The sequence below is a fragment of the Flavobacterium amnicola genome (assembly GCF_004122165.1).
GTDB classification, from domain to species: Bacteria; Bacteroidota; Bacteroidia; order Flavobacteriales; family Flavobacteriaceae; genus Flavobacterium; species Flavobacterium amnicola.
In genome coordinates, this window is record NZ_SBKO01000001.1 from 1,070,349 (window position 1) to 1,093,094 (window position 22,746).

A 22,746-nucleotide genomic window follows, 5' to 3' on the forward strand; every position below is an offset into this window, starting at 1 on the left:
GGAAATGGCACAAAGAGTATTCAAAAATAGATTTTTTTTATTTTTCTTATTATTTATATCTGTATTTTCTAATGCTCAAGTTCAAGATAATGAGTACACGAATTATGCACCTGTATTGCTTTCTAATTTTACAACAAGTACGGTTATCGATCCGGCTCAAGTTGCCCAAACTCCGGGCCAGCACAACAAAGACCCGTTTTGTTATTTGTCGTTATATATAGATAATAATGTAGGACCTTTTGTATGGTATAAAGTAAGTGCAACTTTTTCTATTATTCCCTTAAAACCGAATCAAACCGATGATACTGTGGCTACTTTTGAAAAAACATTGGAAGTAACTTATAATCCAAACGGGTCTAATGATGGCTCAGGAACTAATTTTTCAGATTTAAGCTTTTTACAAGTTAAAAACAGATATGGTATTAGAGTCCAATTGGTGCCCGGTTCAGTCGTGGTAACTGATATGACTAATGGTGCGGTTAGTAGCACATTACCCACAACCAATGTTTTTGTAAAAATGGGGTTTATTGCTAAACGATACTTGACTTTATCAAGTAGCACACTCCCAAGTGTTTTTGCTGCCATTAATGGAAGTCAAACGGAGGCCAACATTCAATGGAGTAATGTGGTAGGAGCACTTGAGTACGAATTAGAATGGACTTGGGTTGATAATTATAGTGACACTAGTTTGACTGTTTCTTTAAGTCCAAACGCAATCCGTTTTTCTGATAGGGATTTTGAATTAAATAACACTCGAATTATTACCACAAAAAATAATTTTCAGATTCCATTAATCTATTCAAAAGGATATTTGCTTTATCGTGTAAGAGCTGTTGGTAGACATCCTTTTTCAGAAAATTCAAAAGTGTATGGAAATTGGAGTTCAGGGACCAATCCTAAAACATTTGTTAGCGATTGGACAAAAATTACGATTGCTAACGAACATGAAAATGGGAAAAACTGGCAATTTCAAGCCAGTTATGCCGAAAATGGGAAGAAAAAAGAAGTCGTTAGCTATTTTGATGGATCACTTCGAAACAGACAAACAGTAACCAAAGTCAATACGGACAATACAACGGTTGTAGGTGAAGTTATTTATGATCATCAAGGTCGTGCGGCAATTGAAGTTTTACCAACTCCAACTATAGATCAAAACATTCATTTTTTTAATAATTTCAATTTAAATCAAAACGGTACACCCTTTAGCTATAAAGATTTTGATTATGACGCTGCGGCTGGATCTTGCACTACAATAACAGCAGGTATGGCAGACAGTTCAGGGTCTAGTAAGTATTATTCTATTAATGGATTGTCTGATTTTTCGGGACGATTAAATCAAAAATATGTTCCAGATGCCAAATTATTTCCTTTTTCTCAAACAGAATATACCAATGATAATACTGGGAGAATTGCAAGAAAAGGTGGTGTTGGTTCAGTACATCAATTGGGTTCTAATCATGAGATGAAGTACATCTACAGTTCATTAGATAACAGTAAAGAATTAAATAGATTATTTGGGTACAGTGTTGGAAATGTAACGCATTACAAAAAAAATACTGTAGTAGATCCAAATGGTCAAATTTCTGTTAGCTATATTGACCCACAAGGTAGAACTATTGCTACAGCACTAACTGGAGGTGTTCCGGAAGGGGAGAAATTGATCGGTTTAGAAGATGAAGCCAACTCGAATCCAAATCATGGAATAATGAGTGCCGATTTATTAAACAACAGCCATCCTCAGCATTTCGATCAGCCTGATGATTTTAATATTTTAGGCACAACAGGAAATTTCCCAATTAATAAGGATAAACTAGTTGTAGAAAAACCAATAAACGTTGCAGGGATAAATGTACCACATACTTTTACCTACAGCATGTCACATCCAGGTGTGTTTGCTCCGGAAAATTGTACTGCTACTTATCCGTTTGTATATGATTTAAAATTAAGTTTTAAAGACAATTGTGGTTTAGATGTAGCAGGATTTGCTCCAATACAGGAAACTGCGATTAACTCATTTTCAGAACGATTAATTCCAGCCTCACCAGGATCGTTAAGCTTAAGTACAGGGACCTATAATTTGTACAAAGAATTAAAAGTAAATAAGGATGCCCTGAATGGTTTTGCAGATGATTATATCACTAAATTATCGACCGTTGGAAGTCCTTGTTATGAAGATCCTACTAAATTTACTCCAAATGTTACTCTAGATGTATGTAACCTTACTTGTGAAAGCTGTACTGCTAAAATCAAAACGATTCAGTTATATGTGCAAGATGCTTTAATTGCTTATTATAACAATTCTTCTTTTGTTGCAACTTTAGGACAAAACAATACGGTAACAGTAACATATACCGATAGTCCAACAGACATTAATGGTGTAGAAAATATAGATGTTTCCGAAAAAAATGCATTAATCGTGCGTTATGTAAGAGAATGGGAATTATTAAATCAAGAATGTAACAAGATTTGTAATCCTGAAGATTCTTTTGTCAATAATGCTTGTGCTGTAAATGAAGAAATATTATTAAACGATTTACGTTTAGACGGTCAATATGGTGCCACTTCTGCAAGTGCTGCAGCAATAGCAAATATTCCGTATGAATTAAGTGTATTTAATGATACATCTAAACTGTATTATCTTAATCCTTCTACTGGAGTAGCAACTACTTCAGGAAACAACTGGAAAAAACCAGTTTCTGAATATAAAAATGAAGATGGGGTTCTTTCTTTAGTTGAAATAAAACCAGATGCAACAACGCCAAGTCAATATTTTCCTGATATTGATTTAGCAACATTATCAACTAAGCCAATTCAATCATTTACACAGCCAGATGGTACAATCATTACTAAAGTTAGACCAGAACAATTAACCAATGTAGGAGATTTTATCGCTAATTGGAATAACAATTGGGCCAAATCATTATTACCCTACCACCCTGAATACAATTATTTGGTGTATACAAAAGCAGTCTGTCAACTTCAAAAAACACTGACGCTTCAGTTCAAAAAGGAAAACGGAACAACAGTATCTAAAACACTGGCAATATCTTCCGATTCGTATGATGCCTTTTTGCAAAAAACGGAAAGCTATGATTTAGCGGCACAAAACGGATTAATCAGTCTTGTGAATGGTAATTTAGGAATTTACAACAACGACCCATACTTTTTGGCATTACCATCAACTTTCGAAACGACTGCTCAATACGGGTATAGAAAGGCAGTTATGACGCATGCCCTTCAAACCAATTACATAGGAAACGAGACCCTTTTAAAAACTGCACTTAGAGCAGTTGTGGGTAGCCCATTAACTAATGTGGGTAATTTGGATAGTTATTTAGGGTCTAATCCGTCTATTGCTTTAACGGATGTACAAAAAGATAAACTTTGGACCGTATACAAATCGCTATACCAGGGGTTAAAAACAAAGATTAAACACATATTTATTAACCTGTACGCCATGAAAACGAAATCGTTTAATGGTTGTATTGGTAATAATACTTCTACTTCGGTAACCAATGTATTATCGGATAATTTTACACAAAAAGCAGGCATTTTTGCCGAAATACAAAACTACAATACGACGGCTTATACGACTAATTCATTGTGCAATAGTACGAGCGGCGTTTTATACAACCGCGCTACAAAACGATTTATTCCAGCCGATTTTGGATTCAATTCAGGAGTAAGTGCTGCCGATGCTTTAGCAGAGCTTGAGGCTATGGGCGATTATGAATACTATACCCAAACGGGTAACTGTCCGATGTTGTTAGATATGGACATGTTTTTAAATGGCTTTTTTAACGATGTATTCCTTAATTTACCATTGGTGAATGCCGTAAGTTTGTCAAATAGATCTTTTGAAGGAAACTATTTATCAGCCGATTTATTAAAATCCCTAATTGCACCGGCAACACTTACACTACCACTTAACTCATTAACAATAACCACCAGTGCCACTCCAACGGTTTTAACGTTAGGATTAAACGCTGCGGGTACCAATACTGGGACAACTACAATTACCGTAACAGATCCGACTTATAATTGGAACTATTATGGGACGTTATGGAAAATAAAACGCATCAAACAGTTTTTTTATGACCGTTTAGCTTCTACACCGGCTTCTAGAATATTTAAATTCAGTTGTATCGCGATGGTACAGGAAAACGGTACAGGACCACTGAAAGAAGTCTTACTTACCGGACAAACTTGTGCTGCCATTGGAGAATGTAGTACTAGCAATAACGGAATAGGACAAGTACTAGACCCTAACTCAGGGAATACTGACGATGGGAACTCTTGCGATAAAAAATACAAATTTAAAGCGGCTTTGGTGGCCTTTTTAAACCAGTTAAAAACGAGAGGGACTTTAAACAGCACGACCAATGTGGTGTTGGACACCTACCCAACGTATAAAAACTCCTATTTAGCCGAGTTTTTTGGAGAAAACAACACAGCACCAATTACCACAACATGGGTATATGAAGCTTCTGCTTATAAGCTAAAAAAGGCCAATGGGACAGTTATAGCCACGTTTAATATGACCTTGCCGGGCTCTTTTACGCAGTTTGAAGGTGCCGTTATTAATGAAACAGCAAACAGTACAACCCATATATTAAAATTATATGTAAGCAATGTTACAACAGCTATTGAAGGGACAATTTCTCCAAAATTAGATTTTGAATGTTGTACAGCTGTTTGTACTAGTGATTTGGATTGTGATGGAATTTTAGACAATGTGGATAACTGCCCTAGTCGTTATAATCCTGATCAATTAGATAGTGATAATGATGGAATTGGTGATGTTTGTAATAATTTTAATACTTGTAATACTAACGTAGTAGTTGAGGAAAGTTATGAAGCTGGTTTGAAATTTTTAATGAATCAATTTATTTCGAATAATGTTATAAATCCTTCTAATCATTATACAACTAACACTATTAATATTAATCAAGCAACTACTCCTGAAGTCTATGCATTCAAACAAAATACAAACCTTCAAGGGCATTTTCAATCACTTAAAAATAAAGCATTATATACTAATTCTGTTCCTGTAGTAATAGAAAATTATGAAGTTGTAGCACAAAATACTTATAATACTATTACTGTATTTTTCTTTAAAAGTAACTCTTATGTTCCTTCTGGACAGGTGTATCAAGATACAAACATATGTATGATAGCTATACAACAATTTTATTTAAAAAATGCAACTATTATAAATTCAGTTGATATAATTACTAAGGATAAAATAAAAATAAACTACAAAGATATTAATAATATTACTCAAAATGGTATTTTTACATTTGGTAATAGTATTCAATTTGTTGATGGACACCCTAATTCACAACAATCAGGAAATGGGTCATATAATTTTTGTGAATTTATAAATGACTCAACTCCAGATTATTCAGGTCTAGGTAAAACTAATACCATAAAAACAAATGATGTTATAAATGAGCAAATTTCTGCACAAAATTGCACCACCTGCATCCCACAAACCGTAACACCAATTGCATGTAGCGATACCATAAAGAATGATTTTATAACTTTCTTACAATTGGTTCCGGAAGTTATAGATGGGGTAACTTTTTTAAAGTCAAATAAAATTCCGGGGTATAGCGTAGATCCAGGTGCCTTTGATAACTTTTGCGATAAAAATTACCAATACCTAGTAGAAAGTTATAAAAATTACATCAATCAGTTTCCAGGTCTAACGGCTAATGATCCTCGTTTTGTAAGCATTTCACAATTTGGGGCCACTTATTTAAATTATGGGTATAATGGTATTAATGCGGTGGTAACAGGGTATAAAACCTATTATGATGCTTTTGTAGTAACTGCCAACAATAATACTACTGATGACATAGAACCTAATGATGTCTTATCTTGGAACAACTGGGTAAATACAACCTTTAGAACAGCGCATTCCGATATTTGTCCACCGGCACCGTTGTCTGTAATTTCTTCAGGTATGCCAACAGGAGGAGAATCTGCTTGTGCGCACATGATAACGCATATACACGAGACCTACTCGGCCGAAAACTATGCTAATTTCTTACAAGGAAAACGCAAAGAATTTATTGCCAATTATATTGGTAAAGCGATGGGCGAAGTAGCGGAAAAACTGGAAAAAACATATTATGATAAGGAGTATCAATATACGTTGTATTACTATGATCAAGCAGGTAATTTAACTCAAACGGTTGCGCCGGAAGGTGTAAAACGCTTTAATCCTGCTGAAATTAATGCTAAAAATGCCTTAATAAATACGTATAGAGCAGCCAATAGTCCGTTAACAAACGGTGTAGATGATATTGACTTACAACCATTACATACGTTTAAAACACAATACAAGTACAACTCACTGAATCAGTTGGTGTGGCAAAGCACTCCAGATGGTGGGGAAACCCGTTTTGCTTATGATGCACTGGGTAGAATTATTGCCTCTCAAAATGCCAATCAAGATAATCTTGCTCCTAGCGTTCTTAATTTTACTCTAGGTGATAATTTATCGATAGATGCCAACGGAAATATCCAAAACAATGTTGGCAATGGTTGGGTTAACAATAATTTTGGCTACACCAATTATGCCCTTACAGGTAATGGGTATGTAGAAAGAACAATCGAAGATTTACCAACTAACAATACGTATAGTTTAGTAGGAATCGGATTTAATGCTGATTTAAATGAAGATTTTGAAACACGTCAAAAATATGGAATGTATGTGTACGAAGGCAACCGACTGCTATTAAAGTCACGTACTGCGGCTGGAACTACGGCGTATTATTTTACCAATTACTATGTAAAAGCGGGTGATAAATTAAAATTTGAAAGAATAAACGGTACAATCAAATATTATTATAACAACACACTAATCGGTACAGCAGTAGATTATCATACAAGCTATACCGATGCTTTAGTGAGTTTTTACCTATATAAGAATGATACTAAAATTTATAATCTAAAAGTTGTTAATTATACTCCAGATGAAGCGTTTAGTTATACTAAATACGATGGTTTAGGGAGAATTATAGAAGCCGGACAAACCTTTGCGACAGTTGATTCCAATTATGATATTTCGAACGAAGGAAGGCTAGTTGCAAATGGTACCCTTGTAAATGAGTTTGATCCTTCATTCAGTAAAACTGAAGTGACAAGAACGGTCTACGATATTGATCCTATAATTGAGGGTGGTATAAAAGCTTCGAGTCTATTTACTACTAATAAAACTTTGAATTATAATCCAATACATAATAATAGAAATAGAGTAACGGGTGTTTTTTACAATGATTCGTATGATTCAAACGAGCCTTTTGCTTTCGATAATGCTATTTTTTATAATTACGATGTTCACGGAAATGTGAAAGAACAAGTTAGTTATTATAGCTTCTTGCGTGATGTTAATTGTCAACCTACAAACATTAATAATGGTTTAGGACAATTAGTGGCAAAGGATTGTGAACTCCATTTAAAAAGAGTAGTGTATGATTATGATTTAATTAGTGGAAATGTAAATAGCGTTACGTTCCAGCCAAATAGACCCGATCAATTTATTCATAAATATGAATATGATGCGGATAATAGAATTGTAAATGTACAAACCTCAAAAGAAGGATTGATTTGGGAAAAGGATGCGAATTACATTTATTATCCTCACGGTCCATTGTCTAGAGTAGAACTCGGGAATAAAAAAATTCAAGGGATAGATTATGCTTATACATTACAAGGTTGGCTAAAAGCAGTAAATACTGAAAATTTAGTTTCACCAGAAAATGATTTAGGTAAAGATGGTACTATGGAAAGTAGTACTAAAACAAAAGATGCTTACGGATATTCTTTAAATTATTATGAAGAAGACTATAAAGCCATTGATAATAAAGACGATGGTTACGAAAGTTATGGACCATTAATGTTTAGTAGAAATAATAATGTAGGCGGAAGTCTTAGAGATTTGTATAATGGAAATATTAAACAAATGACTACGGCTATTAGAACCAATAGAGATGCCTTACTGCCTGTTCAAAAGAATAATTATGCGTACGATCAGCTAAACAGAATTAAAGAAATGACTTCTGTGAGTATCATACCGGATGAAAACGGTATCGTTTCAAGCAATACTAGTTATGATTCAAATTACACTTATGATAGAAATGGTAACTTAAAAGAACTATCTCGTACCGCTCCAGATGCAAATGGAGGTATTTCACAAATGGATAAGTTGACTTATGATTATCTAGGTTCTTCAAACAATAAATTGCGCTTAGTGGAAGATGCTGCAGGCAATAGTGATTTGTTCGAAAATGATTTAGAAAGTCAAGTACAACAGCTTGCTGCTTTGGGTTACAATTATAATATTAATGATCTTAGTTCTCATAATTATGTATATGATGAAATAGGGCAATTGATTGAAGATAAGTCTGAAAGATTAAAAATTGAATGGCGAGTAGATGGAAAAGTTAGAAGTGTTGTAAAAAGTAATGGATACGGAAGTTCGTCTATTTTTAAATACGATGGTTTGGGGAATAGAATTGCCAAAACGGTTGCTTTACCTCCTAATAGAGCGGGAAGTGTAGAAAATACAACATTATACAGTAGAGATGCCCAAGGAAATGTATTAGGAGTTTATAACTTTAATACTACTTCTAATAGAAATGGTATTTCAAAAAGTCTTACTCTTAAGGAACACCATATTTTTGGTAGTAGCCGTTTAGGAATAGAGGAAAATAATTTGAAGGTATATGAACAAGTTCCCCATAGTGTTATTGTTTTATCGGAGCTTAAAACTGCATCGCCAGTACCTGTTCATGTAGATTATTCATTACATTTTGAGCCATTAACACAGTACACCTGGTCTACAAGTACTGATTATGGTACACCTCTTGATAATCCTATTATTGAAGCATTTAAGGTAAATACTAAATTCAAACCTCTTGCTGGGGTGTCATTAGGAAAGTATAGTATTGGACAATTGTCCTATGAGTCTCAAAGTGAAGAAATTGTTCAAGAAACTCCTGTTGATCTTAGTAGTTTTGAGATTCTAGATCCATGTGTAGATATTTTTCCAGGTTCAATTGCAAATTCAATTACAATTGTAAAGGCTAATACTCCTAGTATTTGCATAAATACACCAATCGAAGGAACTTCTGTAGGCGTTTTGCCTATTGGTAAAAGTGGTTCTTTAGAGTATAGTTTTAGTTCATCAAGTAATTGGGTAGAAGCAGGATTTGTAATCAATAATATAAAATATAGTTTAAAATATCTTAAATCAGTTGGTATCAATACGGGAGGCAAAGTGTATCTCACTCGTCAAGGTACACTTGATCAAGAGTTAGCTTCTATTTTGGCTAATACTACGGGTTCTCTAAAAGTAGAACGATACAATACTAAACTTAATTTCTATTATAACAATGCATTGTTAACTTCAATAGATGATGACCCTAGTATTATTAGTTATAGTGCTGATTTATACATTAAAGTAGGTAAAACACACTCTACGATTTCGAATTTAAAAGTATCAGAATATACGCTTGAAAACATTACGACGACAAATCAACTATCGTTGAAATTAGATAGAAGTATTAGCGGATATGCGCCATTGTTTGAAATTAATCAATATAAAACCACTTCACTTGGTGCCACTACAAAACGAAGTGCAACCATTCCTGCACCAACTCCAATAAGCGAACTAGATATCTTGACAAATGGAATGGAAATTGCATTGGATGCTAAACTGAATGGTGCACCGAACGGTACAATAACTGTAAATGGAGTGTCAAGCAATATTCCTGCTCTAACATTTACACCATTTGTAACAGCGCCTACACCAGTTGATGCTAACTTATTAGGAGGTACAATAAACGGTGTTGCTCCAGTTGGGTTTGACATGTGTTATTTCAATTACGAAATGGGTGATGTAGCTGCTACATCAACTATTGTTAGGTCTTTTAGTTTTGATGATGTAACGAGCAGTATACTAACTAGTAACCCGCCATATGATGCAAATGGCACCGTAATAATGGCTTCTTCAAGTCCTGTTGTTCGTATTTTAGGGCCATGTTTAAAAGATACCGATTTAGACGGAGTATATGATCTTTTTGAAGATATTAATGGCGATGGTGATTTAAGTACTGATGATACTGATAATGATGGAGTAGCGGATTATCAAGATACTGATGATGATGGTGATGGAATTTTCTCGAGTAATGAGCAAAATGACCTAGATGGAAATCATAACCCTACTGACGCATTAGATTATGATAGCGATGGGACACCTAATTATCTAGACGTTGATGACGATAACGATGGGTATGAAACATGGACAGCCTACGAAGGAGGTCCGGGAACTCTAAATGCAACAACGCTTGGTGAACCTTATACAGCAGATATAGATAATGATGGCGTGCCTAATTATTTAGACACCACTACAGGGAATTATGCCGAAACAGGCCCTATGAAAATCAATGACTTTAGATCTTTGGTAGGAGACAAACGTTATGAGTTATCGAATCATTTGGGGAATGTTTTAGTAGTAGTAAACGATAAGAAAATTCCTGAATTAGAAGGCACATCGAATTATGTTTTAAAGTACTTTAATGCAGACGTACTTAACTATTCAGATTACTATCCTTTTGGAAGCCTCGTGCCAAACCGCCACGGCTCAAGCACAGCCTACCGTTATGGGTTTAATGGGAAGGAAAAAGATGATGAGTTAAAAGGAGAGGGAAATAGTTATGATTATGGTTTTAGAATGCATGACCCAAGAATTGGTAGATTCTTTGCGGTTGACCCATTAGCAAAAAAGTTTCCTTATTGGTCACCTTACCATTTTGCTGGAAACACTCCTTTGCAAGCAATAGATTTAGACGGAAGAGAAATTTTATTTGTAAATGGGCATTATCAAGATAATATCTTTGGTAGACATGTCTTTGGTTCCAGTAAACCAGGGAAAAAATATTGGGGAAAAGGATTTGAAAGAGAAGCGCAAATGTTTTTCAATGATTATAGTCCTGTTACTGATTCAAATTATATCAATGGAAGTTCTACAATCGGTATAGACGAAGATGGTGGAGACCGATTTCTTAAAGGATATAATTTTGCCAAAAACAATATTGAAAAAATTACAGCAGGATACACAAAAGATAGTGCAAACTTCAAAATGATTACTCATAGTGAAGGTTCTGCTTATGGGGCGGGAGTAGCAACATATCTTTTAGAGGATGGCTGGGAAGTGTCAACAATTGTTCATCTCTCCTCTGATGAAACATATGATTTTAATACACCAGAAGAACCAATGACATATCAATTAGGATATGATGGAGATTGGGTTGTAGGTAATCATACAATAAAAAATGTTGACAGAAGTGGTGTTTTAAATTCCGACCATTTAGGTTGGGATGAAAAACATGGCTCAACAAAAGGAGCTAATATATTTAAAAAATTATATGATTTAGAAACACTAAAAACAGACTTTATTAAAAAATATAGTGGAATAAAAGGTGTTAAAATTGAACCTGGAACAATACCATATAATTCGGTTTTTGAAAAAATTGATGGTATAGAAGTTATTAAATAATATGGAAAAAAAACTAGAAAATATATATATAGTATTAAATGTAATATTATGTATATTGATTATAATAATTGTTTATTTATCATCATTTTTTAGCATTGGATTGCGAGAAGAAATAGATAATCAAATTAAGGGAAATGTTTTTGAATTCTTTGCCGTAAGATTTTTATTTAACTTTATAATCTACTCTCCCTTTTTTCTAATGCTTTTTTTTATGAATATTTATTTTAGAAAAAAAGGGATTTTAAAGAATATTATCAGAAAAAACTATGTAATACACCTTTTTTTATTTTTAATATTTAGTTTTATTTTCATTTTTCTCAATGTTTTAAAAGCATATAAATAATGGAAAACTCTATGGCGCGGTATATCAACGTCACCTGCTAATCCTACAATAATTTTATAAAAACGTCTTCCTTAAAAGGACATTTCTGTAAACGAGATTATTATAAAATGACTGTAGCTTTTTTAAATATATCTCAAAGCTTCGAGAGTAAAATAGAATTGCTAAAACCTGTTTATTAGCTAAGTGCTATAAACCAAGAAATCCTAACCGTAAAATAGTTAGGATTCTTTGTTTTATTTCTTGAACTGTAACTAGTGCTAAACCAACAATGATTCGAATATTTGTAGCTTTTGGATTTTAATAATTCTCTAACTTACTATGGACTTTACTAATCTCTTTATCCATGTAAGCTTGCGCATAATGTACATATCGGTTAAAAGAAGTACTCGCTGCGCTATGCCCACTTATTTTTCGAACTAAATGTTCTGGCATTCCTAAAATAAGCATTGTCGTAATAGCAGTTCGTCGCATCATGTGAGAACTCATTTTGTCGCAAAAACGATTTAGAGCTGTATCAGTCTTTTTGATAAGCTTTTGTGTCTTACCCTGTTTTTCACGAGAAACTTCAATAGTCGCCGTAAAATTAGCCTGTTCACCTATTTGTTTCAAAGCTTTGTTAAAGTTAAACAAACTTATTTTTCCAAAAACAGCAATTTTGTCGCTTTTAGGCTGATACTTTCGATAAATAGTTACTGCATAAGTAGGGAGTTTAATATAACTAAACGTTTTTGTTTTTAATGATTTTAGTTTTAAATACCACTCGCCGTCTTGTTGCTCAAAACTTTTATTCGTTAGTAAGAAAATATCCGAATAACGTAATCCCGTTGTACAGCCAAAGACAAAAATATCCTTGATACGTCGCAAATTTAAGGTTAAATTTTGTTCGAATTCTTTATCGTGAATTAAAAACTTAAGTTGTTCTGGTGAAAGCACAAATATCTCAATTTCTTCTTTTCTTACGTAGAACAAACGTTGAAAATCGCCCGTAAAGAAGTCTTTGTCGTTTTTCAAATAATTGAAAAACACTCTAATGACTTTGATATTCGATCCAACATAATTATCATGACAATCTTTTTTGTATAAATATTCAGTAAATTTTAGATAGAATTTTTTCCAGTAATTTTTCTCTGATTTTAATTCGCGCTGATCTAGTTTTGAAGCATCACAAATGCGAAGTTCAAAACCTGTTTCACTTGAAAACTGGACCAAATTTTGTAATACATATTTATAATTGTCTATTGTACTGGGTTTAATTTTTTCGCCATTTTTTTTAAGTCGTTTACCAGTTTCGGTTTCTCTAATAAATTTTTTAAATAAGGGGACAATAAGACTTGTTTTTTTCATATGAGAAATTGAATAGCAAAAATACATTTTTTTTCACGGTAAAAATTTAGATTTGAAATTGCAGCTTAATAATAAATAAAAGAAATCCTAACTTTTCACGGTTAGGATTTCTTGGTTTATAACATGCTCCAAAATCATTAGACTTTTAGCAGTACGATTTTATAACCTCACTTAATCTTTTAGTTTTTTTTACAACTATCTCATTTACAATACTTGTTTCTTATGTAGGAAATCTTTTATAAAATGATTGTAGGATTAGCAGGTTTACTGACAGGTTTACCCCATTTTTAACAAAATCTCATTTGGTGTGGCATGCTCCTTTCTTTCAATCACGAATGATTCATTTTCATGGATACAAAACTCTATTAAATCCAAAACAAGAATTAAGTTAAAAATAATATTATCAACTTCATTCCTAACATTAAGAATCAACTTCATTTTTTTAAAATGAACAATTTTAAATGAGAAAATTACTCCATCACTAATATATCTTTCTTGGATTGATGACATTATTTCATCACTTAAGGATTTTTTTATTTTTTTTAATATATATTCTGGGTGTATTTCAATTTTATTAAAAGCATTATCAAATAATGATTGCTCTAACTCAATATTAATAATATTTGAAATTTTTTTTAGCAAAACACTATTTTCAGAATAAGCACAGAACTTTTTATTTGATTTAGAATAAAAATAATACATCTAATTTTTTATTTAAGGTTTTGTGAAAATCACTTCTATACTACCTTCATTTACTTCAATAGTTGGTTTCCCAGTGTATCCAGCTTTTTTTGCTGCTTTACCTGTTGGTGTCTCAAATACCGCTTTTTCGGGTGACATTTTAGCTTTAATTTTTTCCATATAAACAGAATAATTTGTTGATGGTTTATTTGTTTTATTGAAATTTTTCTCCCACACACCTTTAATCATCCTTGGATTCCACCTTTCGACAGCAGTTTGAACCACCTTGTTTAAAATACCTCCTTTTCTTAGTGTTTCAGGTACTGTTATATGCATTTCAAGAATACCACGCTCTACTTGTGCAGTCCCTAATGATACTCCCGAATTAGTAGCTACCATACCCCAATCTTCTCCTCCTTCCATAACTTGCATTATTTTTACGGATTCTTGAATCATTGGTGTAGCCTTTCTAACGCTATTAACATTTAAAAGCTTAGATGAAACTGTTCTTAACATTACAGATGAACCAACAAACTCAACTGTTAATTGAGCAATTGCTCCATAATCTTTCTCTTGAAAAATTTTAGATATATAAGAAGCATCATTCATGATTTTTTGATTTGCCTCCATAACTCCTCCCCAACCATTACCTCCATTAAAATTCCATGTTTGAATGGCTGTTCCTTTAATTCCTTCCCACCACCAAGTGGGTTTTACTAAATTCATCGCCCCTCTAAGAATTCCCGCTTCAACACTCTTGTCGTTTTTTAAATCAACAGTAGATAAATCTATACCTGTAAGTTTTATTCCTTCTTCAAGCCCTTCTAATTCAACAAATTGTACAACTTTATTTCCTGCAAACTGATAAGGGGAATACCAAGGATAATCTGCAGTTAAAGGGTCTGTTGTAAAAAACCTACCCACCCTCGGGTCATGCATTCTAAACGTATAATTCAACGAATTTCCTTCACCCTTCAACTCATCATCTTTTTCCTGTCCTTGGAACCCGTAACGGTAGGCTGTGCTTGAGCCGTGGCGGTTTGGCACGAGGCTTCCAAAAGGATAGTAATCAAAACAATAGTTAAGCCAATAAAATAAGAACTTCGCGGTGTAAAAATACTATCATTTTTTGCTTTTTCAGGCACTTTTTGTTCATTTTTTGTAAGAAATAGCAATCTCAAAAGTAGCAAAGCTTAGGATAAATATATAAATTTTTTTTTAACCGGTTAAAGCTGAAAAGGATTCTAAATGGCTTATAATAAATATTTTATGTAAAAATTTGTAAAACGACAGTTTCATCTCGTTACAATTTGTATTTTTGCGCGCGATAAATACATACGGTACAGCCATTAAAGACCCATATTATGTTGAATAACTTACGTAAGAAAAGTAAAAGAGTTATGGTTAAAGCTTATTCTTTAACCGAGATTTTAATTGTTTTGTGTATTATAGGTATTTTGTTACTTATGGTTTTACCCAATCAAACTTCAGTAATTGGTCAGGCCAAAGCTATTGAGGCACAAGCCATGTTGAACCAAGTGTATGGTCTCGAAAAAAGTCATTTTTACCGCCACTCTAAATATTCTTCTAACCTAGAAGAATTAGGTTTCGAACAAGAAAAAACAGTGGATGAAGGCGGTCAAGCCGTTTATAAAATTGAAATTGTAGAAGCTTCTGACGATTCGTTTATGGCAAGAGCCACCGCAGTTTCCGATCTGGATAGCGATGGTGCTTTCAATACCTGGGAAATTGACAATAAAAAAATGTTAACAGAAGTGACCAAAGAATAAATGGTAGCACAAGGGAGTTTAGTGTTGTGTTTGCTAATCATGCTTTGGCAAGACTGGAAGTATAGAAGGATACATGTAGTACTTCCTATGCTGGTTTTTGCTATAGGGATGTTTATGGTTAATGGTCTTGTTGTTTACAAAGCTATTTTAATAAATATGGCATTCTTCGCGATAGTATTCTCTTCTTTGGTGCTTTACATGAGTCTAAAAGCTAAAGCTTTTTTAAATCCGTTAGAACATTATTTTGGATTGGGAGATGTATTTTTTTACTTAGCTATTACGCTCTTTTTCGATGTGAAACAATATGCTGTTTTCTTTATTACTTCTATGTTATTTGCATTGTTAATGCAGTTACTAGTAAAAAAACACAGCAATCATACCACGGTTCCTTTAGCTGGATTTTCATCATTATTACTGTGTATCGTGGTGTTAGTAGATGCATTATCGGTTACAAATTATAAATTCACAATACTATAATGGCTGAAATTGTAATTACTTCCGATTTGCAACATGCCATTTCTAGTGATTTGGCCAACCATTACCGCGTAGTGCCTAAAAGCAGTTCGAATAATGATTTGGAATTATTTGTGGAGGATACAAAAAACCAAAGTGAAATTGCAGAGGAATTAGAATTATTGCTGGGTAAAAATATTTCATTTTCTACCACAAATGCTACTGCAATTGAAAAAGCATTATCGATTTACTACCGAAAGGAAAGGCAATTTCAAACCAGCAAATCCTTTTCCGTCGATAAAAGTGATTTTTTAGAAGACTTACTAAACGAAGCAAAGTCACTAAAATGCAGTGATATTCACTTTGAAGTGTATGAGAAATCGGCACGAATCCGATTCAGAATTGACGGCCAGTTAATGGAGCGTTACAAAATCGAAAGAGACAATTATCTTGAATTGGTGAATAAAGTAAAGATTAAAGCCAAATTAAATATTACCGAAAAACGTTTGCCACAAGATGGTCGTATTACAAACGAAACGTTTGATATCAGGGTTTCGATTTTGCCAACTTTGTATGGTGAGAAAATCGTAATGCGTTTGTTAGGACAAGATGCTTCGAATATCGATTTAACCGCGCTTGGTTTTCAAGAAGAAGAATTAGAAAAATACTTGGAAGCGGTAAAAAAACCAAACGGAATCATTTTAATTAGTGGACCAACAGGTTCGGGTAAAACGACCACATTATATGCCACTTTAAAATTATTAAACGACACCAAAAGAAATATTGTAACGGTTGAAGATCCTATCGAATACACCTTAAAAGGAATCAATCAAGTACAATTGAAAGAAGATATCGGATTAACGTTTGCCTCGGCTTTAAAATCGTTTTTACGTCAAGACCCCGATGTGATTATGTTGGGAGAAATTCGTGATTCGGAAACGGCTTTAATGGCTATTCGAGCTTCGTTAACTGGGCATTTGGTGTTGTCAACCATTCACACTAACTCGGCGGTTGGAACCATTTCGAGATTAATTGATATGGGCGTGCCTTCCTATTTAATTGCCGAAACGTTGAATCTATCATTAGCACAACGTTTGGTTCGAAAATTATGTCCACAATGTAAAACAGAAGTAGCTTGTGATACAGATGATTTTCCTTCCAATTATACAATGCCTTATGAAATAAAAAATTACTATAAAGCAGTTGGTTGTAACCAATGTTATCACACCGGGTATAACGGAAGAACAGCGCTATATGAAGTAATTAACATCAACAATACTATTTCCGAACAAATAAAACACAATACCGTTTCCAAAATATATTCTAATGATAAAGAACACCAATCCTTAGCCGATAAAGCATTTGATTTATTAGCTAACGGAGAAACTTCATTAGACGAGATATATGCCGTATTAATTAATATGTAATCATGTTTAAAAAAATCACCTACTTACTTTTAGGATTATTATTTACCAATCTTGTGGCGGCTCAACAAGATATCAATATGTTGAGTGCCAAATTTGACGAATTGGCAAAACAAAAAAAAGGAATAAATGAGGTATTGAAAATAGATGTTTCGGGTCTTTCGCTACACGATTTTATTGCTTCTATTGCAGAAGAACACCAATTAAATATTGATGTGGATAATGCGTTGGATCAAGCAATCGTAAATAATTTTTTTGATGTAACAGTCAAAGATGTTTTCTTGCATTTGGTACAAAAATATGATTTGGAAGTAACGTTTATGAATAACATTATTGTATTCAAAAAGCGTAAAGAAGTAATTATCGTAGAAAAGAAACTTCCAAAAGTGATTGACGTTACTTATAATGTTCAAAATGATTTCTTATCTGTAAAATTAGAAAACGACTCCTTGCCAGCAGTAGCAAAAGCAATTATTGATAAATCCTCTAAAAATGTAATTTTAGCGCCCAATGTAAAAGGATTAAAAGTATCTTCTTACATTTTAAACCGTCCATTTGATCAAGTGATTGAAATGATGGCAAAATCGAATGATTTAGTAGCGACGAAAGACGAAAACGGATTTTATTATTTAGAGAAAAACAATGAAGTTACTATTGCTAACGCAACTTCAAGTAATAATAGTTCAAGACCGAAGAAAGGTAAAGTTCGAAATGATGAACCTGGCTTTTATGAAGTGGAATTGGATAAATCAGGTTTTTTATCGGTAAAAGCAAATGTTGCCGATGCTTCCGAATTACTAACGGAAGCTGCCGAAAAATTGCACATTAATTATTTCATGTACAACAAACCCGAAAATGAAAAAACAACGCTTTCGGCCGAAAGTTTAACTTTCGATCAGTTGTTGGATAACATTTTTAAGGGAAAAAAATATACGTATCGCAAGCAGGATAATTTGTATTTAATTGGTGAGCAAGCTACAGAGAGTTTGCGAGTTACCGAGATGATTCAGTTGGAAAATCGTTCCATAGAAACCGTACAACAATCATTGCCAAAAGTATTTACAGAGAAACTGGAAATAAAAGAATTTGTTGAACTTAATGGATTAATTGTTTCGGGCTCTAGAACCGCATTGGAAGAATTGAAAGTTTATATCAAACAAATTGACAAGGTGGTTCCGATGGTGCAAATAGAAGTAATTATTGCACAATACAACAAAGGGCATAGCGTACAAGCCGGAATGAAAGCCGGACTTGACAAGTTAAAACAACAAGACTTAAACGGTGTACTATTCCCAAATACAACAGCCAACGGAGTTGATGTAAATTCAACCTCCATTAATAGTTTGATCAATGCGTTTAACGGTTTTGGAATTTTCAAATTAGGAAAGGTAACCGAGAATTTTTATATGAATTTAAAGTTATTGGAAGATAATTCGATATTAAAGGTTGAATCGACTCCTAAAATAGCCACCATTAGCGGACATGATGCCAAACTTTCAATTGGAGAAAGTAGTTATTATTTTGAACAAAACAATCAAATTTTAAGTAATAATAGTATCGGGAACAATATTTTACAATCGGGTCGATGGGTACCAACCGATGCAAATTTATCAGTAAACATAAAACCTTTTGTGTCAACCGATGAAAATGTAACCTTAACCATTACGGTTGAAAAAAGTTCTTTCCTAGGTAGAGCAGGAGAAACCGCTCCTCCGGGAAAAGCCACTCAAAAATTTGAATCATTAGTTCGTGTTAAAAATGGTGAAATGATATTATTGGGTGGATTGGATGAATTGAAACGAGAAGATGCAGGAACCGGAACTCCTTTGTTGTCTAGAATTCCCGTTTTAAAATGGTTCTTTAGTAACAGAATAAAAGGAAGATCAACTTCTAAACTACATATTTTCATAAAACCAACAGTGGTTTATTAATGATTGCCTATTTATCTAAAATAATCAAAATTAACAACATCAATGTTGTAGGAGTCATCAGAAAAGACAATGATGAAACCTATCATGTGCTTACTATTAAAAAAAGAGCCAATGCAATTTCTATTCTAGCTAAACGTACGTTTAAAAATATTGAAGAGCTCCAATCTAAAATAGATTCAAAATTGCCTGTTTTGCTTGTTGTTGATGGTAAAGGGGTGCTGAATAAACAAATTAATTTTAATGAGGAAGCCGATATTAACTGGCAAAAAAACATAGATTACAATTCGATCTATTTCACGAGTTACAAAACCGAGAATAGTAGTTTTATTAGCTTTTGCCGTAAAAACGTAATCGATGAAATTACCTCCACTTTTAAGAGTCATAATCTACAGTTAGTTGATGTTTATGTGGGTTCATTTCTCTCCTCATTGCTGTATAAGTCTATACAAGAAAATACCATTCTTTCGGGTGATCTAGAGTTGGAATTCGAAGAAGATGCATTGGTAAGTTTTACTAAAAAAGAAACTTCTCCGGTTCCAAAAAAATACACTATCGGCAGTGATGTCATTTATAATTATGAACTTCCTTTATATGGAGCATTAGTTCATTTTTTTATTACCTCTAAAAATGTAGAAAAAACGCAAAACAGCAACCTAACGCTTGAAGAAGTAATATACAAGAAAGCATTCAACTACTTTGGAATTTTTATGTTAGTTGCTTTTTTTACTTCATTACTTTTCAGTTATGGTTTAATTCAATTTTATGGTTCTGAAAATAATGAATTGAATTTGCAAAATACTTATTCCAATCAGTCTTATCAAAAGATATTGAATCTTGAAAAACAAAAACAAGAGAAGCTGAATATTATTAATCAATCTGGGACATTCTCAAACAAATACCTGTCTTTCTATGTCTATGAAATTAGTAGAAGTGTACCCAATACAATAGCATTAAGCGAATTACATGTTTTTCCTGCTGGAAAAGAAATAAAAGCAGAAAAGAAAATCAATTTTGAATCAAATACCATTCGCGTAAAAGGGAGTACGTATAATGAAGATGATTTAAACCAATGGCTAAAGAGTGTAAAAGAAAACAATTGGGTTAGAAATTTTGAAATTGTTAGTCTAAAGAAAGATAAAAATAACGCTACATTATTTGAAATTAAAATAACGATTACCAATGTTTGAGCAATATACTTATAAGCAAAAATTTATGGCACTTTTGATAGTGTTTGTTATGCTTTCTATAACGGCCTACAAGCGCTCTTTTAGTACTTTATTTCAAGTAATGAAAGAAAACAGGGAGTTGAACAACCAAGTGAATCAATTGGCTAATAAAGCAAAGAATTCGGACAAATTAATTGAAGAAGTAGCAGCACTAGATAAATTAATAGGGAAAGAAGGAATGCAATCCCAAGAAGTGCAACAACAAATTGTGAATTTTGCAACCAAAAATGCGAATGTATCTATAAGTGATTTGCAACCGATTCATATCGCAGATGATGGAAATTATGTAATTAGTACGAATCAAATAGATGTCACAGGTAATGTAAATCAGTTGTTGCAAACCAGTTATGCTTTTGAACAAAAATTTGAATGGTCTCGACTGGCAAGTGTTAACTTTTATACCATCAAAAAAAATAATAAACCCGAGGCATTGCACCTCAAAATGATATTTCAGAATTATGAAATGAAATAAATTTCATTTAGCACTATAGTTACTCTAAAAAATAATAAAGATATGAAGACAATAAGCAAAATAATCCTTTTGGCAACTACAATGATACTATTTTCATGTGAAGATATATTAGAAGAAGACATTACAAACGATACTATTCAAACGGTATCGCCGATTGAAAAAGATACGATTTCAAGTAATGTTGTTAATTTTCAATGGAATATTATTAAAGGCGCCACTAATTATAGAGTGCAAGTTTTTAATGAAAACTTAGCAGTTGTTTTAGATTCCCTGGTAGGTAATAAAGTAAGTTTGACACATCCTTTTTTACCGGGTACATATAAATGGAGAGTAAGAGGGGAAAATGCTGGGTATCAATCTGTCTATTCGTTTCCAGTTGGTTTTACAGTTGTTCAATCGAATGATTTGACCAATCAGCAAGTAGTCCTTTCAAATCCAATTAGCGGATTATATACAAATAGTACAAGTCTAATCTGTACTTGGCAGGACTTAATTCCTGCAGATTATTACGAGTTAGAATTGGTTAATGTAACTGCAGGGCAAACTATAATTCTTCAGCAGTCAAACATTACAAGTACATCAGTAACTTTAAATAATGCTAATCTTGCTCAAGATGCAGAGTACCTATGGAAAATAAAAGCAGTTAATGCTACAAGTCAATCGGTGTTCTCAAATAGAAATTTCTTTATTGACCGAGTAAATCCAAATCAACCACAAAATAGTTTACCTGCTAATAATTCGACACAAACCGTAAATCAACCTATAGCATTTACTTGGACAATGCCTTCAGATGCCGGGACCATTCAGTCGCAAATTAACTATACAATAGAATTTTCAAATACAACTACATTTGCGACGATTTTACAAACTTCGACTAGTGCAACTACCATGATTCAACAATCATTTGCCAATGCAGGAGATTATTATTGGAGAGTAAAAGCAGTAGATGCGGCTTCTAATGTAAGTACATACAGTACTGCTTTTAAATTTACGATTAACTAATTATGCCAAAGAAAAGATTAAATATTATTCTTATTCTCTTAGTGTTGGGGCTTTGGGGAACGGTTGCATATAAAAGTTTAAATCGATTCTTTCCTCCTGAAAATAGAATTAATGAGAGCAATAATGGTAGTCAAAGTTTTAATATAAAGAGAATTGAAAAAGAGAATTTTTCTCTTGAAAAATTACCTAGAGATCCTTTCTTAAGCAAAGTTTTAGAAGTAAAAAGTAGTCCAGTTGTAATAAAAAGTATTGTTCCTCGGGCTAAAGTGATAAATACTCCAAAACCTTTGATGAATAAACCTTTGATGGTTTGGCCGAAAGTTTATTATTATGGATATATAAAATCACAACAAAAAACAGAGGAACTTATTTTAGTTAAAATTGATAATAAACTACTAAAAGTAAGAAAGAATCAAGACATTGAAGGATTGGTAATTAAGCGTGTTTTTAAAGACTCTATAGAAGTAATGCTGAATAAATCTAAAAAATTTATTTATTTGGAATAACCCTT

General features: G+C 33.0%; 11 protein-coding genes and 1 pseudogene. 9 read left to right on the plus strand and 3 right to left on the minus strand.

Going from position 1 to position 22,746, the window contains the following annotated elements; translation table 11 throughout:
• The first annotated feature begins 4 nt into the window (after positions 1-4).
• Complete coding sequence (locus EQG63_RS04745) at positions 5-11,569, plus strand: RHS repeat-associated core domain-containing protein (RefSeq protein WP_129434943.1); 11,565 nt, start codon at positions 5-7, stop codon at positions 11,567-11,569.
• A 640-nt stretch (positions 11,570-12,209) separates the two neighbouring features.
• On the opposite strand, the gene EQG63_RS04750 is transcribed toward EQG63_RS04745, so the two are convergent.
• From EQG63_RS04750 to EQG63_RS04760, 3 genes and pseudogenes are all read right to left on the minus strand, one after another.
• The gene (locus tag EQG63_RS04750) at positions 12,210-13,256 is read right to left on the minus strand and encodes a tyrosine-type recombinase/integrase (RefSeq protein ID WP_164974453.1); all 1,047 of its coding nucleotides are present in this window, start codon (positions 13,254-13,256) and stop codon (positions 12,210-12,212) included.
• A gap of 276 nt (positions 13,257-13,532) precedes the next feature.
• Complete coding sequence (locus tag EQG63_RS04755; protein ID WP_129434947.1) at positions 13,533-13,958, minus strand: hypothetical protein; 426 nt, start codon at positions 13,956-13,958, stop codon at positions 13,533-13,535.
• A gap of 12 nt (positions 13,959-13,970) precedes the next feature.
• Positions 13,971-14,993, minus strand: a pseudogene (locus EQG63_RS04760) (RHS repeat domain-containing protein); the annotation flags it as partial.
• Between the two features lie 308 nt (positions 14,994-15,301).
• Here EQG63_RS04760 and EQG63_RS04765 point away from each other — a divergent pair.
• The 8 genes from EQG63_RS04765 to EQG63_RS04800 are packed head-to-tail and all read left to right on the plus strand — an operon-like array spanning position 15,302 to position 22,741.
• Entirely contained in the window at positions 15,302-15,727 is a 426-nt protein-coding gene (locus EQG63_RS04765; protein WP_129434952.1) for a type IV pilin protein, read from the plus strand.
• Positions 15,728-16,204, plus strand: a complete 477-nt coding sequence (locus EQG63_RS04770) for a prepilin peptidase (protein ID WP_129434954.1) — start codon at positions 15,728-15,730, stop codon at positions 16,202-16,204. It abuts the gene before it with no gap.
• On the plus strand, positions 16,204-17,607 hold the full coding sequence (locus tag EQG63_RS04775; RefSeq protein ID WP_129434956.1) for a GspE/PulE family protein: 1,404 nt from the start codon (positions 16,204-16,206) through the stop codon (positions 17,605-17,607). The genes EQG63_RS04770 and EQG63_RS04775 overlap by 1 nt, the downstream gene beginning before the upstream one ends.
• A gap of 2 nt (positions 17,608-17,609) precedes the next feature.
• Positions 17,610-19,535 carry a type II secretion system protein GspD gene (locus tag EQG63_RS04780; protein ID WP_129434957.1) on the plus strand — a complete coding sequence of 642 codons (1,926 nt, stop codon included), beginning with the start codon at positions 17,610-17,612 and terminating at the stop codon, positions 19,533-19,535.
• Positions 19,535-20,722 (plus strand): hypothetical protein, encoded by a 1,188-nt coding sequence (locus EQG63_RS04785; RefSeq protein ID WP_129434959.1) that lies wholly within the window; start codon positions 19,535-19,537, stop codon positions 20,720-20,722. Before EQG63_RS04780 ends, EQG63_RS04785 begins: the two co-directional genes overlap by 1 nt.
• Positions 20,723-20,747: 25 nt before the next feature.
• Positions 20,748-21,233, plus strand: a complete 486-nt coding sequence (locus tag EQG63_RS04790) for a hypothetical protein (RefSeq protein WP_129434961.1) — start codon at positions 20,748-20,750, stop codon at positions 21,231-21,233.
• A gap of 42 nt (positions 21,234-21,275) precedes the next feature.
• Positions 21,276-22,235: a fibronectin type III domain-containing protein gene (locus tag EQG63_RS04795; protein WP_129434963.1), complete on the plus strand. Its 960-nt coding sequence runs from the start codon at positions 21,276-21,278 to the stop codon at positions 22,233-22,235.
• Positions 22,236-22,237: 2 nt separating this feature from the next.
• A complete protein-coding gene (locus EQG63_RS04800) occupies positions 22,238-22,741 on the plus strand; it encodes a hypothetical protein (protein ID WP_129434965.1) in 504 nt (167 codons plus the stop codon).
• The last annotated feature ends 5 nt before the right edge of the window (positions 22,742-22,746 follow it).

What these genes read in the sequence shown, in the direction of transcription:
- EQG63_RS04755 (WP_129434947.1), bottom strand. Translation starts at nt 13,958, where the DNA reads ATGTATTATTTTTATTCTAAATCAAATAAAAAGTTCTGTGCTTATTCT.
- EQG63_RS04765 (WP_129434952.1), top strand. Translation starts at nt 15,302, where the DNA reads ATGTTGAATAACTTACGTAAGAAAAGTAAAAGAGTTATGGTTAAAGCT.
- EQG63_RS04795 (WP_129434963.1), top strand. Translation starts at nt 21,276, where the DNA reads ATGAAGACAATAAGCAAAATAATCCTTTTGGCAACTACAATGATACTA.
- EQG63_RS04790 (WP_129434961.1), top strand. Translation starts at nt 20,748, where the DNA reads ATGGCACTTTTGATAGTGTTTGTTATGCTTTCTATAACGGCCTACAAG.
- EQG63_RS04745 (WP_129434943.1), top strand. Translation starts at nt 5, where the DNA reads ATGGCACAAAGAGTATTCAAAAATAGATTTTTTTTATTTTTCTTATTA.
- EQG63_RS04785 (WP_129434959.1), top strand. Translation starts at nt 19,535, where the DNA reads ATGATTGCCTATTTATCTAAAATAATCAAAATTAACAACATCAATGTT.
- EQG63_RS04780 (WP_129434957.1), top strand. Translation starts at nt 17,610, where the DNA reads ATGTTTAAAAAAATCACCTACTTACTTTTAGGATTATTATTTACCAAT.
- EQG63_RS04770 (WP_129434954.1), top strand. Translation starts at nt 15,728, where the DNA reads ATGGTAGCACAAGGGAGTTTAGTGTTGTGTTTGCTAATCATGCTTTGG.
- EQG63_RS04775 (WP_129434956.1), top strand. Translation starts at nt 16,204, where the DNA reads ATGGCTGAAATTGTAATTACTTCCGATTTGCAACATGCCATTTCTAGT.
- EQG63_RS04800 (WP_129434965.1), top strand. Translation starts at nt 22,238, where the DNA reads ATGCCAAAGAAAAGATTAAATATTATTCTTATTCTCTTAGTGTTGGGG.
- EQG63_RS04750 (WP_164974453.1), bottom strand. Translation starts at nt 13,256, where the DNA reads ATGAAAAAAACAAGTCTTATTGTCCCCTTATTTAAAAAATTTATTAGA.